The organism is Porphyrobacter sp. YT40 (assembly GCF_006542605.1).
Lineage (GTDB): Bacteria > Pseudomonadota > Alphaproteobacteria > Sphingomonadales > Sphingomonadaceae > Erythrobacter.
On sequence record NZ_CP041222.1, the window covers coordinates 1,355,310 to 1,369,365 of the forward strand.

Sequence of the window (14,056 nt, forward strand, 5' to 3'; positions counted from 1 at the left end):
GGGGCGGCCGGTCAACGGATGGGGCGGGGCGGCCATCCCCCCAAGGATCATCCCGGCCGTCCCGTCCCGCTTTCGCCCCGCATGACTTCAAAAACCGAGGACGCTCCGCATGGCCGAAACCACTCCGCTTGCCGCCCAGGAAAGCAACCGCTTCAAGACCGTCAACCTCTCTGAACCGATCCAGCGGGGGGAGTTGATGATCGAAAAGATCATCTTGCGGAAGCCCAAGGCGGGGGAACTGCGCGGGCTGAACATGCAGCAGTTGGTCAGCCTCGATGTCGCGACTGTTCTTCAGCTGTTGCCGCGTATCAGTGAACCGGTGCTGGTGCAGGACGAATGCAATGCGCTCGATCCCGGTGACCTGACGGAATTGGCAGGGGCGATCCGGGGTTTTTTTATGACGGCGGCAGAGCGGCGGATGCTCGAAGCGATGCTGGCGGAACAACAGCCGAAGACCTGATGGCCGACATAGCCGGGATCTTCCACTGGCCCCTGAGCGAACTCAAGGCGCTCGACATGGACGAGCTGGTTGAATGGCGGGAGCGCGCGGTGCATCGGTGGAACCGGGCAAACGCCCCGGCGAAAGGCGCAGGTAAGGCACGATGAGCAACAAGCTGACCCTGCTGGTAAACTTCCTCGGCGTCGACAAGATGTCGGGGGCGCTGCGCAACATCATCGGGTTGGGCAACAAGGGCTCGGCCTCGCTCGGCGCATTGCGAGGGGAAGGGCGCAAGCTCGAGGCACAGCTGCGTGAGGTGCGTCGCCAGATGGAAGGCGCATCGGGCAACATCACTGAACTAGTCAACCGCGAGCGAGAGTTGGAACGGGCGATCCGTGACAACCAGAACGCGCTTGAAGGGCGGCGGGAAGAACTGCGGCGGCAGGCCGCGATGAATGAACAACTCGCCCGGGCGGACGCGATCCAGCAGAAGGGCCGAGATAACATGGTGCAGGGCGCGGCGCTGGCCGCGCCGCTGATTCTGGCGGTGAAGGCGGCGGGCGACTTTTCCAGCGGGATGGTCGATATTCAGCAGAAGGCTGCGCTGACGAATGCCGAGACCGAAAAGCTGGGCAAGACGATCATCGGGATCGCGAATAACGCCAGCCTCATGCCCGAAGACATCCGCTCTGGTCTCGACTTGCTGTTGGCCAAAGGCATGGGACTTGATGCCGCCACCAATGCGATAGGTCCAGCGAGCCGCCTTGCCACCGCCTACAAGGTCGAACTGCCGGATGCCGCCGATGCTGCCTTCGCCAGCATCAACAACCTTAAGGTCGCCAGCTCTGAGGCGGCTGTGGTGTTCGACACGCTCGCAGCGGCGGGGAACGAAGGCGGCTTCGAAGTCCGCGATATGGCTAAGCACTTCCCCGCACTGACCGCGCAGATGGCGGCGCTGGGAGAGCGGGGCGTGCCCGCCGTCGCGGACCTGTCAGCGGCGCTTCAGGTAGCCATGAACACCGCCGGCAATGCCGACGAAGCGGGGAACAACATCAAAAACCTGTTGGGAAAGATTAATTCGCCCGGCACGATCAACGCCTTCAAGAAGAACTTCGGAATCGACCTGCCCGCCGCCATGCAGAAACTGCAGAGCGAGGGCTACAGCGCGATGGAATCGATCGCGATGATTACCCAGCAGGCGACCGGCGGCGATATGAAAAAGCTCGCCTTTGCCTTCGAGGACACCCAAGCGCGGATGGGCTTGCTCGCCCTGATCCAGAACCTCGACGAATATCGCAGGGTGAGAGAGGCAGCGATGAATTCAGGCGGCACGGTCGATGCCGCCTTCGACCAGCGCGTGCTTGGCGATGCTACTGTCAGCTGGCGCGCTTTCATGGGGAGCGTGTCCGGTCTGGCCGTCACACTTGGCACGACCCTGCTGCCGGTGATGACCACCACGATCAGCTACATCAACTCCGCCATGCAGTCGGTTTCGGCATGGGCGCAGGCCAACCCCGAAGCTGCCAGCACGATCGTCAAGCTCGTAGCAGCCATCGCTGCCTTCAAGATCGGACTGGGCGCTGTCCAATTTGCCATAGGTGGGGTTATGAGGCCGATCGCCATGATGACCCCTTTGGTGATGAAATACGCGGGCAGCTGGTCGAACGCCTTCGCCATGATGCGATTCGGGGTCATGGCGCTGGCGCGCGGGGTCATGAGTGCCGGAATGATGATGATGGCCAACCCGATCGTAGCGCTGATCGTGGCCATCGTCGCTGCCCTCGCTCTTGCAGGGTATCTGATCTACACCCACTGGGACACGATCAAGGCGGCGTTTCTGGCGGGCTGGAACTATGTAACCGATCTGCTGAGCGGCGCAGCCAGCTGGATGTCAAACATCGGCAAGCAGATGATGGACGGCTTGCTTTTGGCGATCAATCCCATGGCGCTCGGCAAGAAGCTGATCGACATGGCGAAAAACGGGATTGAGGCCTTCAAGAACTATCTCGGCATACAGTCGCCTTCTCGGGTATTTATGGGGCTGGGTGAGGACACCGCCGCCGGGATGCAGCTGGGCTTGCAGAAGGGCGAACGCGGTGTGCTGGGAGCAGCCGGAAGAATGGCCACTGGCATGGTCGCCGCCAGTTCGCTTGCCGCTGCGCCTGCCATGGCCGGGGCCGGAACTGCTGGCGCTGGCGGCGGCGGCATGACGGTGACCATCAACATCCAGCAGCAGCCGGGCGAGGATGCGACCGCCCTGGCCGAACGGGTGCGGATCGAGCTTGAACGCATGGCCGGGCAGGCGGCGCGGAGTTCCTACAGCGATGGCTAGCATCCCCCCCACCACCTCGCGCGAGCTGATGACGCTGGGCATGTTCGTCTTCAGCATCGACACCGCGCTCTACGACCGGCTGAACCGCAGCCGGGAATGGCGCCATGCCACGGCCGAACGTTTCGGCGCGCGCGCGGCTGCACAATATGTCGGGCCGGGGGGCGACAATGTCAGCATCTCCGGTCTGATCGTGCCTGAGATCGCCGGGCGATACAGCGCGCTCGACACGCTGGCGGACATGGCAGCGACGGGCGATTCCTATCCGCTGATGAACGGGCTGGGCCGCATCCTTGGCCATTACCGGATCGTGCGGCTTGATGAAGACCATGCCTTCATCATGGCAGGCGGGATGCCGCGCAACGTCGCCTTCAAGATCGAGCTGGAGCGGTCGGATGATGAGACCGACAATCTCGGCAGCATCGAGGGCGCGGCCGGGGAAGGGGCATGACGTCGCGCCGGGCGGGGATTTCGCTGACGCTGGAAGACGGGACCGACCTTGCCGACAAGGTGCGCCCGCGCCTGCTGTCGCTTCGCCTGTCCGAAAAGCGCGAGGATGATGCCGACGCGATCGATCTGGTGCTGCATAACACCGATGGCCTGCTGGCGGTGCCGCGCACCGGCGTGCGCCTTGCGCTGGCGCTGGGCTGGGAATCGGGGGCCGATGTTCCCCCGGGGCTGGTCGACAAGGGGCGGTTCACGATTGACGAGATCGAGTTGTCAGGTCCGCCCGATCAGGTTTCCATTCGCGGGCGCAGCGCCGATCTGACCGGGGCCCTGCGCAAGCGCGAGACCCGCACCTGGCGCGACACCACGCTGGGCGCGATCCTGACCGAAATCGCCGGGCGCCACAGCCGCACAGCACGGATCGGGGGCGATCTGGCCGCCCGCGCGATCGCGGTGATCGAGCAGGAGGGCAAGAGCGACATGGCTTTCCTGCGCGATCTGGGGAAGCGATACGACGCGATCGCCACCTGGAAGGACAATTTCCTGCTGTTCCTGCCAATCGGCGGCGGCACCACGGCAGGCGGTGCGCCGATCGAGGGTATGCTGTTGACCCGCAGGGACGGGTGGAGCTGGACGTTCCGCGAAGGCCAGCGCGAAAGCTACAAGGGTGCGGAGGCCCAGTGGCACGACAGCGCTAGCGGGCGACGCCGGACGGTCAAGGTGGATGGTCCGGCAAGCACGGCGCCGGAAGCCAGCCCGCCCTCGGGTGGCGGAACGGCAGGGCCACAGGGACGCACCACGCCGCCCGAACCAAAGAAGCTGAAGCGCGTCTATGCCACCGAGGCCGAGGCGCGGCAGGCGGCCGAGGCGGCGGCAAGCCGCGCCGCGCGCACGCCGTACGAATTCACCTATGACATCGCGATTGCGGATCCCGCAATTCAGCCCGACATGAAGGTGACCCTGCGCGGGTGGAACCCGGTGATCGACGGCATCGCCTGGCTGGTGAAGTCGGTCGAAACCAGCTTCGACGGCAGCGGCGGGCTGCGGCAGCGCCTTGAGCTCGAGAGCGCTTAGGGTGCCACCACCATGGCGGCACCCTCTGGCGCGGGGGCGAAGAATACCCAGCAATGGCGGTTGCGACCATCACGACAGTTGACCGGGCAGTTGGCGATGAAGCGCGGGTGCTGTTTCAGCACGGCCAGTTGGTCACGGGTGAGTTCGATGCCGATATCGCCAAGCTCCCGCACCGAAAACGCCACACGGTCTGGGCGGCGGTGGTGGTTCGGGACCGCGCCTTCCTCGATCCGCGCTTCGATCAGTTCAAGCAGGGCCAGCGCCTGTTCGCGCGCATAGTCCGGCTCTACCAGTTCCTCGACCGGCGGACAGGGCAGGCCACGCGCATCGAGCACCTGGCCGAGCATCGAATAGAGCACCCCCCGCGCCGAAGGCAGGTTCTCGCGCTTGATCGCCTCCAGCAGCCGGATGGCCTCGGCGGCATTGGCGGTGAGCGCCTGCCGCCCCACCGGGCCCCTGCCACCGAAGAAGTGCTGGAAGAGAACGTCGAACGCCTCGCGCTGGAAGAGCACGACCCGCTCCCTGATTTCAGGGTCCCGGATACGTTCGGATTGTATCGTGGCGAGGTAACCGGGCAGCATTTTAAGGTCCAAAGCCACCGTTTCCTGCACGCCATGCGTGGAAGGTATTCGTGTAACACGAACACCTTCGGAGAAGATCGGGTGCCGCTTGAGCCGTTCGAACTGTCCGTGCCATGCCAAGCCGAGCATTTCGACCAGCGGTTTCATCACAACCAGCACGCTGTCACCCTCGCGCAAGGTGGCAATCCCATAGTTGTGGAACGGCACGACTTCGATGAACTTGCTCATTGCTCTGCCTCGCTGCGAATCGGAGCAGCGCTGGTGAAGGGTGCGTCGAAGGTGAGCGTGTTGCCAAGCCGAGCGAAGCTACGCAGCAATGCGCCCAGTTCATTGCCGGTCATGTCGACGCTGCCCTGACCTGCGCGATCCTGCGCCTCGATCACTTCGGCGGTGAAGTTCATGCCAAGAAACAGGTCACGAAGGCCGGTCTGGTTGTCTTCAGTCAGGACATAGCCCCGGACGCGGAATTGCGCGGTGGGATCGGGGCGGGTAGAGGTGGGGTCAGCCATAAATCGTCTCCAGAGGACGGTTGCGGTTAGGGCGTCTTGGGAGTGCTATTCCCTTGACGCCCGCTTTTTATGTGCTCATAAAAAGGGCATGTCAACATTTAATGAGCACAAGAAAAGGGGCAGGCCGCCAGTGGACAGCGAGCCGGTGCGCGTCAGGCTCCAACGTCCGCTGCTCGACGCCCTCGATGAATGGTGTGTCCGACAGGAAGATGCGCCGACACGGCCCGAAGCCGTGCGGCGCATCCTTTCTTCGGCGTTGGGCGTTGACGGGACTTAGCCGCCGGGCTGTATCGTGCAGCCGTCGAGCATCGGGGAGCCGATCACCTCGCTCACGCTCTCGCACAGCAGGACAATATCCTGCCCCTTCTGAAGCTGCGCGGTTGCAGCCGTGGCATCGCCTGCAAAGCTGGCCTGAACCTGCTGGAAATCGTTTACACCGGGAAGTTGCACCACCGGCTTGTCCATCAAGTCGAGGGTGATCCCGGCCACTTTGCCCGACACCAGAAGCGGGGCCGCGCCGTACGTTTGCTTGGCAGCGACCTCATTCGCTTCGAAGGCCTTCGCAAGATCGACCGAAGTGACTTCAATCGGCGGGACATTCGGATCTACCGCCGCGTCCTGCGACACCTCGCCGCACGCTGCCAGGCCAACTAAGATCCCAAGAATTGAAAGCGACCGCATATTCATTCCTCCTGTTAGACTCTACGACCAATCCAGATCACCCGCCCGATCGCTTGCACCTCGCCGTCATAGGCGGTGAAGTTCTCGACCGCGGGGTTGTCGCTGATGATCAGCGCGCCACCATCCGGCTGCATGCGGACCCGCTTGATCATCCCGAGCTCGCCGTAATTCAGGCACCAGAGCCGGTCCTGTTTGACGATGGTCTTCTGGGCGGTGTCGATGATCACGACGTCGCTGTCGAGGATCGTGGGCATCATGCTGTCGCCCTCTCCCCTAGCAACGAACAGATCGCCGAAGGTGCCACCAATCAGCGGGCGCAGCCATTCGCGGGGGAAAGGAATCAGCGCGGTTTGAGCATATTCCTCGAACACGGTGCCGCCGCCCATCGAATAGCCGATGTCGAGCTGCGGGATCATGACCGTGCCATCCGGCAATTCGCTGGGCGGGCCGCGCCAGGCGAGCTGCTTTTCACCGAGCGGTGGCAACGGATCATCGGTTTCGCCAAGCAGGTATTCAGGCGTCGTCTTCAGTGCGCGCGCGAGTTGGTAAAGACGCTGTGGTTGGTGCGTATCGCCCCGTACCATTTTGCTCACCGCTTGCGGGCTGACCCCAATCTCCCGCGCAATAGCGGCCTGACTGATGCCGATGGCATCAATCCGCTCTTGGATTCGCTCTCCCACCGTCATGCGGACGACCTTCGCAACCGCAGTTGAAGGAGGAAAGTCAAGAATCGTTGTTGACATCATCAACCTAGGTTGCCAAATAGCAAATATGGTTGACAGAAAAACCCAGTTTGAAGCGCTCCAACAGGCCCTCGACAAGGTGGGTTCTCAGGCGGAGCTCGCCCGGATCGCGGGTGTCTCGACCACGGCGGTGTGGAAGTGGGTGCAATCATCCAAGCGTGTCCCTGCTGAGTTCGTCCTGAAGATCGAGGCTGCGACCGGCGTGTCGCGCCACGATCTGCGCCCGGACATCTACCCGCGTGAGGTCATGATCGACCGCCACGTCGGCACCCGCTTCACCGGCGTCGATCGGCACGCTGGTTCGCGTCACCAGATCGCTCGGAGCGCCTGACCATGAACGCGCCCGCATCATCCCTCTCGTCTCAACCTGCATCATCGCTCGGGCGTGGATTCGCCCAGTTGCAGGCCTTGCATGGCGGGGCACTGGAAGGCGAGCCTTCATCGGGGCGCGCCCCGTTCCGGCACAGCCAGTTCCTGCGGGTGTTAACGGCAACCCAGAATTCGCCTTCCCCCTGGGGGCATTGCGACACCGCCCAACCAGCGACGGTGCGAAGCCATGACAGCGGCAGCAGCAAGCGGGGCCCCAAGGGGTGTCAGATAGTCCCTGCGAATGTCATGGAAGCTGGAGCTATTCCGGGCGGTGGCCATGGCTGATCGCGCCCCCACCATCAACCGGCCCATGGTCGAAGCGCCGCTGAAGTTCCGGCTGCAGCCCGGCGGCAAGCGCGGCGGCGACGGGTGCTTCGTGCGCTGCCCTAAATGCGATGCGCCGGGGATGATCCGCCGCTCCGACCGACCGACGCCCACCGTCACGCAAATGACGGTGCACTGCACCGACAGCGCCTGCGGACACACTTGGCGGGCTGACATCGTCTTCGTTCACACGCTGGCGCCCGGCAACATCGAGCGCCCCGATCTCGACCTTCCGGTCTGCCCCAAGAGCGAGCTGGTGCACGTGCGCCCGCCCAGTCGGGACGGGCCAGAGGGGCAGGACAGCCTGTTCGACTGACCCGGCCCCGGCCGGAACCACCCACCACCACCGAAGACTTGGCGCGGCTGCGATTGCCGCAAGGGGGACGCTTTGACCTTTCCGATCCGATATCACCGGCCTGCACGGCCCCGGCCCGAAGCCTCCGCCTTGGTGTGGCTTGCGCCCGGCCTGCTGCTCGCGGGCGCAATGGTCGGCCACCTTATCGACGCGGTGGTGCGATGACCTGCCTGCGCACAGTTGAAGCCGACGTGCTGCGCTTCATCACCGGCTTCGAACTCAAGCACGGGCGCTGCCCTTCGACCGCCGAGGTCGCCGAGGTGCAGTTTGCCGGCGACACCATGACAGTGGCGGGCGCGATCGGGAGCCTGATCGATCAGGGCAGGCTGCGCCGCTCCCTGCATTCCCGCCAGCGCAAGCTGCAGGTGTTGCAGCCCCTGCCTGTCCCCCGCGCACCGGATGGTGGGCCGCTGCACTTCATCCGTCTGGCGGTGTGCCAATGACCGCTTACCGTCCCGGAGACCGCGTCCTTTACCGCGATGGCGACCGCTTTCTGGTCGCGAAGGTCGATCTGGTCAAAGACCGGCACCTGACCGGCTTCCCGTTCGATCCGCTGCGCCGCCGCTGGTCTGCCAGCAGGAGGCGTATCGCGTGTGATTTCGTGGTCGGCAAGCTGCCGCCGCAGGAACACGCCGATCGCATTGCCGCCAAGCTCGAGCAGCTCCGCAACCAGCGCGAAGGCATGCGCCAGCAGGCCAATCGCTGGCTCGAGGAAAATGTGCGGGAGCTGGCGCGCACGCCCTCAAGTAGCGCAGCGGTAGGGCGCGGGGAGACCCTCAGCCAGTGAGCTTGCAAGACGACATCATCAAAGGCCTCCAAGCCAAGTTCCAGTTCAAGAAGAACACCAAGGGCTGGCTGCGCGAGGGCAAGTGCCCCCAGTGCGGACGGAAGGAAGCCTTCTGCGCGGCCAGCGAACCCAAGATCGTGCGCTGTAACCGGGCCGACAATTGCGGGTGGGAAGACAGCGTCCGCAACCTGCTGCCCGATCTGTTCGAAGACTGGTCGAAGCGCCAGCCACCGACCCGCGAAAACCCCAACGCCACCGCCGATGCTTACCTGTATCACGAGCGCGGGCTGGATCTGGCGCTGCTGCGCGGCCTCTATTCGCAGGAACTCTACCGCGATTTCGATACCGGCCAGACCGGCGCGACAGTGCGTTTCCCGATCGGCGGTTCCTACTGGGAACGCATCATCGATCGGCCAGGGCGGTTTGGCAAGAAGGCCCACTTCAAGAAGGGCGGCAGCTGGTCCGGGCATTGCTGGATGCCCAATGGCACCACCTTCGAAACCCTCGCCAGCGCGGACGATATATGGATCGCCGAAGGCATCTTCGATTGTACCGGACTGACATCGGCCGGCCTCGCTTCGGTGTCGGCGATGAGCTGCAATGTCTGGCCGGACAAGTTCCTCTCCCAGCTCGCCCAGACCCTTCAGGATCTGGGGATCACCAAGCGGCCAAGGCTGGTGTTCGCCTTCGACGTTGGCCCGGCAGGGGTCAGCTACACCCGCAAATTCGTCGCCCGCGCGCGCCACGAAGGGTGGGAAGCCACCGCTGCCCAGGTGCGCCCCGATGGCGAGGGCGAGAAGCTCGACTGGAATGATCTCTGGCTGCGCCAAAGCAACTGGAAGGGGGATGCGGACAAGGCGCCGCTCGGCCCAGAGATGCTCGCCGAATACCTGCACAACGGCGCGATCACGATCGCCGAGACGCCTTACGAAAAGGCGAAGCTGATCGTCGACCGGGCGAGCGCGGGGGCGCGCGCGCTGTCCAGCTTCGACATGCGGCACGACAACCGCATCTTCTGGGTCAAGGTCACCACCGACGAAGACGGCTCGCGCAAAATCGACTACCACGAGATCTGCAACTGCGCCTTCCGCTTGCTCTACCGCGAGCGGGACGAAGCGGCGGACGAAACCCACTACTTCCTGCGGATCGACTTCCCCTACGATAGCCGCCCGGTGAAGGCGCGCTTCTCATCGTCCGCCTGCGCCAACGCCGCCGAATTCAAGAAGCGGCTGCTCGCCTTCGCGGGGATGTGGACCGGATCTTCGGAACAGCTCGACCGGATCATCAAGAACCAGACCCGGCGGCTGAAGGTGGTCGAGCCGATCCGTTCGATCGGTTACGTCGAAGATCCCGGCTGCTGGCTGTTCCCGGACCTCGCCGTTCACCAGGGCCGCACGATCAAGGTGAACGCCGAGGACTACTTCGACGTTGGCTCACGGGCGCTCAAGCTGCGCAGCAGCGAGCGGATGCTCGATATCGAGTACGACCCGGACCAGATCGCCTTCGACTGGCTGCCGCATGTCTGGCAGGGGTTTGGCCCGCGCGGGCTGATCGTGCTCAGCTTCTTCGTCATGTCGCTTTTCGCGGTTCAGATCCGCAAGCGGCACAAGTCGCTCGGGTTCCTTGAGATCACTGGCCCCCCGGGATCCGGCAAATCCACCCTGATCGAGTTCCTGTGGAAGCTGACCGGCCGCGCCGGATACGAAGGCTTCGATCCCAACAAGGCGACACGCGCGGCGCTCGCCCGCTCGCTCGCCAAGGTCAGCAACCTGCCGGTGGGCCTGATCGAAGGCAAGCGCGCCGAAGGCCGGGAGAACCACGCCAAGCAGTTCGATTACAACGAGCTGTTGGTGCTGTTCAACGGGCGCTCTGCTCGGTCGATCGGCAAGAAGACCGATGGGTTCGAAACCGACGAAGCCCCGTTCCTCGGCACGATCTACCTCATGCAGAACGAACGGATCGATGGCGACCCGGCGGTTCTCGAACGGCTCATGTCGATGCGGATCGACAAATCGCTGTGGAGCGATGGCAGCCGCGAATCCGCATTGAAGCTGGAAAGCTGGCCGATGGAGGAAGTCAGCGGCACGCTGGTCCATGTCGTCCGGCAGGAAGCGGATTGGCTGAAGTTCTTCTTCGACCGGTTCCAGCACCACGACCGCGAAATGGGAAAGCGCGTAGACGGCCTCACCAACGCGCGCCCGATCAAGTGCCACAGCCAGCTCGCCGCCGCGCTCGAAACCCTGCCCAAGCTGTTCCCCGCTTGCCAGCAGGACTGGGTGAAGCAGGCCATCGAGGAGGTCGATCGCATGGCGCTCGATCGCCAACAATCGGCAGGCGGGGATCACCCGCTGGTGGCCGACTTTTGGGAGAAGTTCGAACACCTGCTGCGCTTCGAGGCGGCCGATGCAGAGGACGCCGGCGACAGTGTCAACCGCAGCCGCAAGGCGGAAAACCTTGTCGCGATCAATTGGCCCGATTTCGAGGCGCGGTGCCGCAAGGCCAACCTTGTCCCGCCCAGCGATGGTGTGAAGCGCCTGCTGCCGACCAGCAAATCCCGCAAGTTCATCGCCTACCGCAAGGTCAACCCGCCCAAGGGCAGCCCGCAGTGGTGCTTCGTCTTCCAGCGGCCTGTCGAACAGGAATTCCAGCCATGAGCCCGGCCTTTGCCTCCCGTCCCACGGGCCGCTGGTCCGCGCCTTCGAACAACGAAGCGGTCGGGCCGCAGGAACGCCGCTGGCCTGCCGAAGGTCGCCCCGCGATCATCCTGCCCGAACCGCCCCCTGCATGGCGGGACCATGAGGAACTGCGCAACATGGCGCAGTCGATGCTCGACAGCCGGCGCGCATCCTTCCCCCAGCGCATCGCCGCCGGGAAGCTGTGCCCCGATGAGGCCGCGCGCGAGCTGCGCGCCTTTGCCGATCTGGTGCGCGACTGGGAATTCATCTGCGACGGGGAAGGCCAGCCCGCCGACACCGGCAGCGAACAGGCCCGGCGCGACGCGCTCGATGCCGCGATCGGCCGCATCGCCGCTTACGCCGCCCAGCACGGCGGCTTTTCCGAACAGCTCGATGATCAGGCGAACCGCGTGATCGCCCTGCGCTGGCACCTCGAACCCGGGCGCCGGACCATCGCGCTCGCCCGCCTCACCCACGAACTGCGGGCCGAGGTCCGCGCCACAAAGGGAGAACCCGCCCGTGCCTGACTTCAACCGCGAGCAGCCGATCCACCCGGCCGACTGCGCCTGCCCCCGCTGCGACCCGCTGCTGGCCAAGGGACGGCCCGTCACCTGGCCCGAGATCGTCGTCATCGTCCTGATCGTCGCGGGTTCCTTCGCGATCGCCTTTTCCGCCTGACCCAAGGGAGTTTGTCCGATGCAACAGAGCTACACCTTCGAATGCAGCTGCGGAAAGCAGCACACCAGCCCCACCACCGCCACACCTTCGGGCTGGCAGATCGGCCGCGACGGCAAGCCGGTCTGTGACGATTGCGTGAGCGCCAAGCGCCAGCGGCGGGCCGCATGAGCCGCCCGCTCCCCACCCTGCGCATCGGCAGTCATGCCGCCATGTCGCTCGACGTCGAGCATGTCCGGGTCTTCGCCGAGGACGCCGAGGCCTTGCGCGGCATCATCGCCGCCCGCGCCGCTCTGGTCGAAAAGCGTATCACCCGCTTCATCCCCCCGCACCGCGCGGGACAGGGCCTGTGTGAGGAGACCTTCAATCTGGTCTGCGACGCGCTGGTCGAACTGCGCAACCCGGGCACCGATCGCGACCGGGCGATCCGCCACCTCGAACTCGCCGCCGCCATGGCGATCACCACCATCAACACCCTTCGGCAGGAGTAACCGCAATGCCCTGTGATTGCATCGACCAGATGAACGCCAAGCTGGCGGATCATAACACCAAGCTCGGTCTGACCTTTGGTTGGAAGAGGGACGGCAGCACGTTCACCCGCCCACATATTGAAACCGAGAAGATCGAAAAGCGGGTCAGGAAGGGGCCAGTGATCGCTGTCGCATCGTTCTGCCCGTTCTGCGGCGAACCCTACGAGCCCCAGCCCGCGGCCCCGAAGCCGCAAGGCGGCGCGGCATGAAGATGTCCGAACTCATCCTCGCCATCGGCGATGACAACGTCGAGTTTCAGAACCTCGATAGCTGTCTGATCGCTGCCGACTATCATCACCGCAAAGGCACCACGATCACCTTCGGGACCGATAAGCGGCTTCACCCGACCAATGGGACTGAGAAACTGGGTCTTATACTCTGGCTTGATCGTGATGCTGTGAAAGCCGCGATCGCCAAGGCAGGTGCGGCATGATCATCGTCCGCGTCGAACTCCACTCCGCGATCGACGGCCAGAAAACCGAGCTGGCCCGCATGATGATCGACAACATCGGCGGGACCGAGAAGGTCGGCGATTACCGCTGCCGCACCTACCGCGGCCGGTCAGGCGAAGACCTCGACCGCTCGATGTTCACCGAAAGCGTCACCCGCGAAGGCAAGGTCGAAGGCCACCGCCGCCTCGATCTCCACGTCTGGCACCTGGTCGGCAAGGCCCTCCAGGCGATGGGGTACGGCCAGTGACCGATCTCGATCAGCTCCGCCCCAGAACCATCGAAGGCGTCAAGCGCCTCGCCAAGCAGCTGAAGCGCAGAGACGGCATCCAGTACGCCGACGCCCTTGATCTCGCCGCACAGCAGGCAGGCTGCGCCGACTTCGCCACAGCAAGGATCGAACTCGCATGATCCCCCGCCTCACCATCGCCCGCTGGTCCGGTCAGCACGACGGCCTGCACGATTACGCCGGCCGCTCGATCGCCCTCGAATGGCTCGGCCTCATCCTCGAACTCAACTTCGGGAGTGCGCGCCCATGACCCGCTCGCCCGTCACCTCGCGCGGCGCCCTCTACCGGGCGTCCGTCCGCCGCCAACTCGCACAGGAGACCGCACATGAAGAACAAGCTTCCGGATCTGAACAATCACCTTTTCGCCCAGCTCGAACGGCTCTCGGAAGAGGGGCTCACCGCCGAGCAGATCGAGCAGGAATGCCAGCGCGCCGACGCGATCGTCGACCTCTCGGACCAGATCTTGGAGATCGCCAACACCCAGCTGAAGGCCGCGCAGCTGATCGCCAACCACGGCGACCGCTTCGCCAAGATGCTGCCGGCGATCGGCGGGACGGAACAGGCAACGGCGCTGCCCGGCCCGGCAAGGGACGAGCGCTCCGCTACCGACCCGAAGAACTGACCTGGCTCGAAGCGCGCGCCGAACTGCCGCGGCGGGATCTTCACGCGGCGTTCGTCGCGCACTTCGGCCGGACCGATGTCAGCTTCGACAACATCAAGGCGCTGTGCACCCGCAGGGGCTGGAAGACCGGGCGCACCGGGTGCTTCACCAAGGGGCAGACCCCGGCGAACAAGGGCAA

General features: G+C 64.5%; 25 protein-coding genes. 21 read left to right on the forward strand and 4 right to left on the reverse strand.

Annotation, left to right across the window (positions count from 1 at the left end; translation table 11 throughout):
• Positions 1-109 precede the first annotated feature (109 nt).
• The 5 genes from E2E27_RS06360 to E2E27_RS06380 are packed head-to-tail and all read left to right on the forward strand — an operon-like array spanning position 110 to position 4,289.
• Complete coding sequence (locus E2E27_RS06360) at positions 110-460, forward strand: phage tail assembly protein (RefSeq protein WP_141458188.1); 351 nt, start codon at positions 110-112, stop codon at positions 458-460.
• Positions 460-606, forward strand: a complete 147-nt coding sequence (locus E2E27_RS06365; protein WP_141458189.1) for a GpE family phage tail protein — start codon at positions 460-462, stop codon at positions 604-606. The genes E2E27_RS06360 and E2E27_RS06365 overlap by 1 nt, the downstream gene beginning before the upstream one ends.
• A complete protein-coding gene (locus E2E27_RS06370; protein WP_141458190.1) occupies positions 603-2,771 on the forward strand; it encodes a phage tail tape measure protein in 2,169 nt (722 codons plus the stop codon). Before E2E27_RS06365 ends, E2E27_RS06370 begins: the two co-directional genes overlap by 4 nt.
• Positions 2,764-3,219: a phage tail protein gene (locus tag E2E27_RS06375; RefSeq protein WP_234036217.1), complete on the forward strand. Its 456-nt coding sequence runs from the start codon at positions 2,764-2,766 to the stop codon at positions 3,217-3,219. Before E2E27_RS06370 ends, E2E27_RS06375 begins: the two co-directional genes overlap by 8 nt.
• Positions 3,216-4,289, forward strand: a complete 1,074-nt coding sequence (locus E2E27_RS06380; protein WP_141458191.1) for a contractile injection system protein, VgrG/Pvc8 family — start codon at positions 3,216-3,218, stop codon at positions 4,287-4,289. Before E2E27_RS06375 ends, E2E27_RS06380 begins: the two co-directional genes overlap by 4 nt.
• Here the strand turns inward: E2E27_RS06380 and E2E27_RS06385 are convergent.
• The 4 genes from E2E27_RS06385 to E2E27_RS06405 all read right to left on the reverse strand — a co-directional run bounded on the left by E2E27_RS06385 (position 4,286) and on the right by E2E27_RS06405 (position 6,806).
• Entirely contained in the window at positions 4,286-5,098 is an 813-nt protein-coding gene (locus E2E27_RS06385) for a phage antirepressor N-terminal domain-containing protein (protein WP_141458192.1), read from the reverse strand. The two genes, E2E27_RS06380 and E2E27_RS06385, sit on opposite strands and share 4 nt — an antisense overlap.
• Complete coding sequence (locus tag E2E27_RS06390; RefSeq protein ID WP_141458193.1) at positions 5,095-5,379, reverse strand: hypothetical protein; 285 nt, start codon at positions 5,377-5,379, stop codon at positions 5,095-5,097. The genes E2E27_RS06385 and E2E27_RS06390 overlap by 4 nt, the downstream gene beginning before the upstream one ends.
• Positions 5,380-5,652: 273 nt before the next feature.
• A complete protein-coding gene (locus tag E2E27_RS06400; RefSeq protein ID WP_181443603.1) occupies positions 5,653-6,060 on the reverse strand; it encodes an OB-fold protein in 408 nt (135 codons plus the stop codon).
• 14 nt (positions 6,061-6,074) lie between these two features.
• Positions 6,075-6,806, reverse strand: a complete 732-nt coding sequence (locus E2E27_RS06405; RefSeq protein ID WP_141458196.1) for an XRE family transcriptional regulator — start codon at positions 6,804-6,806, stop codon at positions 6,075-6,077.
• 25 nt (positions 6,807-6,831) lie between these two features.
• On the opposite strand from E2E27_RS06405, the gene E2E27_RS06410 reads away from it, so the two are divergent.
• From E2E27_RS06410 to E2E27_RS06460, 16 genes are all read left to right on the forward strand, one after another.
• A complete protein-coding gene (locus E2E27_RS06410) occupies positions 6,832-7,134 on the forward strand; it encodes a transcriptional regulator (protein ID WP_141458197.1) in 303 nt (100 codons plus the stop codon).
• Between the two features lie 315 nt (positions 7,135-7,449).
• Positions 7,450-7,812: an ogr/Delta-like zinc finger family protein gene (locus tag E2E27_RS06415; protein ID WP_181443604.1), complete on the forward strand. Its 363-nt coding sequence runs from the start codon at positions 7,450-7,452 to the stop codon at positions 7,810-7,812.
• A gap of 72 nt (positions 7,813-7,884) precedes the next feature.
• Positions 7,885-8,016, forward strand: a complete 132-nt coding sequence (locus tag E2E27_RS19180) for a hypothetical protein (protein WP_286172850.1) — start codon at positions 7,885-7,887, stop codon at positions 8,014-8,016.
• Complete coding sequence (locus tag E2E27_RS06420; RefSeq protein WP_141458199.1) at positions 8,013-8,294, forward strand: hypothetical protein; 282 nt, start codon at positions 8,013-8,015, stop codon at positions 8,292-8,294. The genes E2E27_RS19180 and E2E27_RS06420 overlap by 4 nt, the downstream gene beginning before the upstream one ends.
• Positions 8,291-8,638: a hypothetical protein gene (locus tag E2E27_RS06425; protein WP_141458200.1), complete on the forward strand. Its 348-nt coding sequence runs from the start codon at positions 8,291-8,293 to the stop codon at positions 8,636-8,638. The genes E2E27_RS06420 and E2E27_RS06425 overlap by 4 nt, the downstream gene beginning before the upstream one ends.
• Positions 8,635-11,292, forward strand: coding sequence for an ATP-binding protein (locus E2E27_RS06430; protein ID WP_141458201.1), 2,658 nt, complete (start codon positions 8,635-8,637; stop codon positions 11,290-11,292). Before E2E27_RS06425 ends, E2E27_RS06430 begins: the two co-directional genes overlap by 4 nt.
• A complete protein-coding gene (locus E2E27_RS06435) occupies positions 11,289-11,840 on the forward strand; it encodes a hypothetical protein (protein WP_141458202.1) in 552 nt (183 codons plus the stop codon). The genes E2E27_RS06430 and E2E27_RS06435 overlap by 4 nt, the downstream gene beginning before the upstream one ends.
• Positions 11,833-11,991 (forward strand): hypothetical protein, encoded by a 159-nt coding sequence (locus E2E27_RS18675; RefSeq protein WP_181443605.1) that lies wholly within the window; start codon positions 11,833-11,835, stop codon positions 11,989-11,991. Before E2E27_RS06435 ends, E2E27_RS18675 begins: the two co-directional genes overlap by 8 nt.
• 18 nt (positions 11,992-12,009) lie before the next feature.
• Positions 12,010-12,159, forward strand: a complete 150-nt coding sequence (locus E2E27_RS18680; RefSeq protein WP_181443606.1) for a hypothetical protein — start codon at positions 12,010-12,012, stop codon at positions 12,157-12,159.
• Entirely contained in the window at positions 12,156-12,479 is a 324-nt protein-coding gene (locus E2E27_RS06440; protein WP_141458203.1) for a hypothetical protein, read from the forward strand. Before E2E27_RS18680 ends, E2E27_RS06440 begins: the two co-directional genes overlap by 4 nt.
• Before the next feature lie 29 nt (positions 12,480-12,508).
• On the forward strand, positions 12,509-12,727 hold the full coding sequence (locus E2E27_RS06445; RefSeq protein ID WP_141458204.1) for a hypothetical protein: 219 nt from the start codon (positions 12,509-12,511) through the stop codon (positions 12,725-12,727).
• A complete protein-coding gene (locus E2E27_RS06450; RefSeq protein ID WP_141458205.1) occupies positions 12,724-12,951 on the forward strand; it encodes a hypothetical protein in 228 nt (75 codons plus the stop codon). Before E2E27_RS06445 ends, E2E27_RS06450 begins: the two co-directional genes overlap by 4 nt.
• Positions 12,948-13,217 carry a hypothetical protein gene (locus E2E27_RS06455; RefSeq protein WP_141458206.1) on the forward strand — a complete coding sequence of 90 codons (270 nt, stop codon included), beginning with the start codon at positions 12,948-12,950 and terminating at the stop codon, positions 13,215-13,217. The genes E2E27_RS06450 and E2E27_RS06455 overlap by 4 nt, the downstream gene beginning before the upstream one ends.
• The gene (locus tag E2E27_RS18685; protein WP_181443607.1) at positions 13,214-13,378 is read left to right on the forward strand and encodes a hypothetical protein; all 165 of its coding nucleotides are present in this window, start codon (positions 13,214-13,216) and stop codon (positions 13,376-13,378) included. The genes E2E27_RS06455 and E2E27_RS18685 overlap by 4 nt, the downstream gene beginning before the upstream one ends.
• Positions 13,375-13,506 carry a hypothetical protein gene (locus E2E27_RS19185; protein ID WP_286172851.1) on the forward strand — a complete coding sequence of 44 codons (132 nt, stop codon included), beginning with the start codon at positions 13,375-13,377 and terminating at the stop codon, positions 13,504-13,506. Before E2E27_RS18685 ends, E2E27_RS19185 begins: the two co-directional genes overlap by 4 nt.
• Before the next feature lie 75 nt (positions 13,507-13,581).
• The gene (locus E2E27_RS06460; RefSeq protein WP_141458207.1) at positions 13,582-13,878 is read left to right on the forward strand and encodes a hypothetical protein; all 297 of its coding nucleotides are present in this window, start codon (positions 13,582-13,584) and stop codon (positions 13,876-13,878) included.
• The last annotated feature ends 178 nt before the right edge of the window (positions 13,879-14,056 follow it).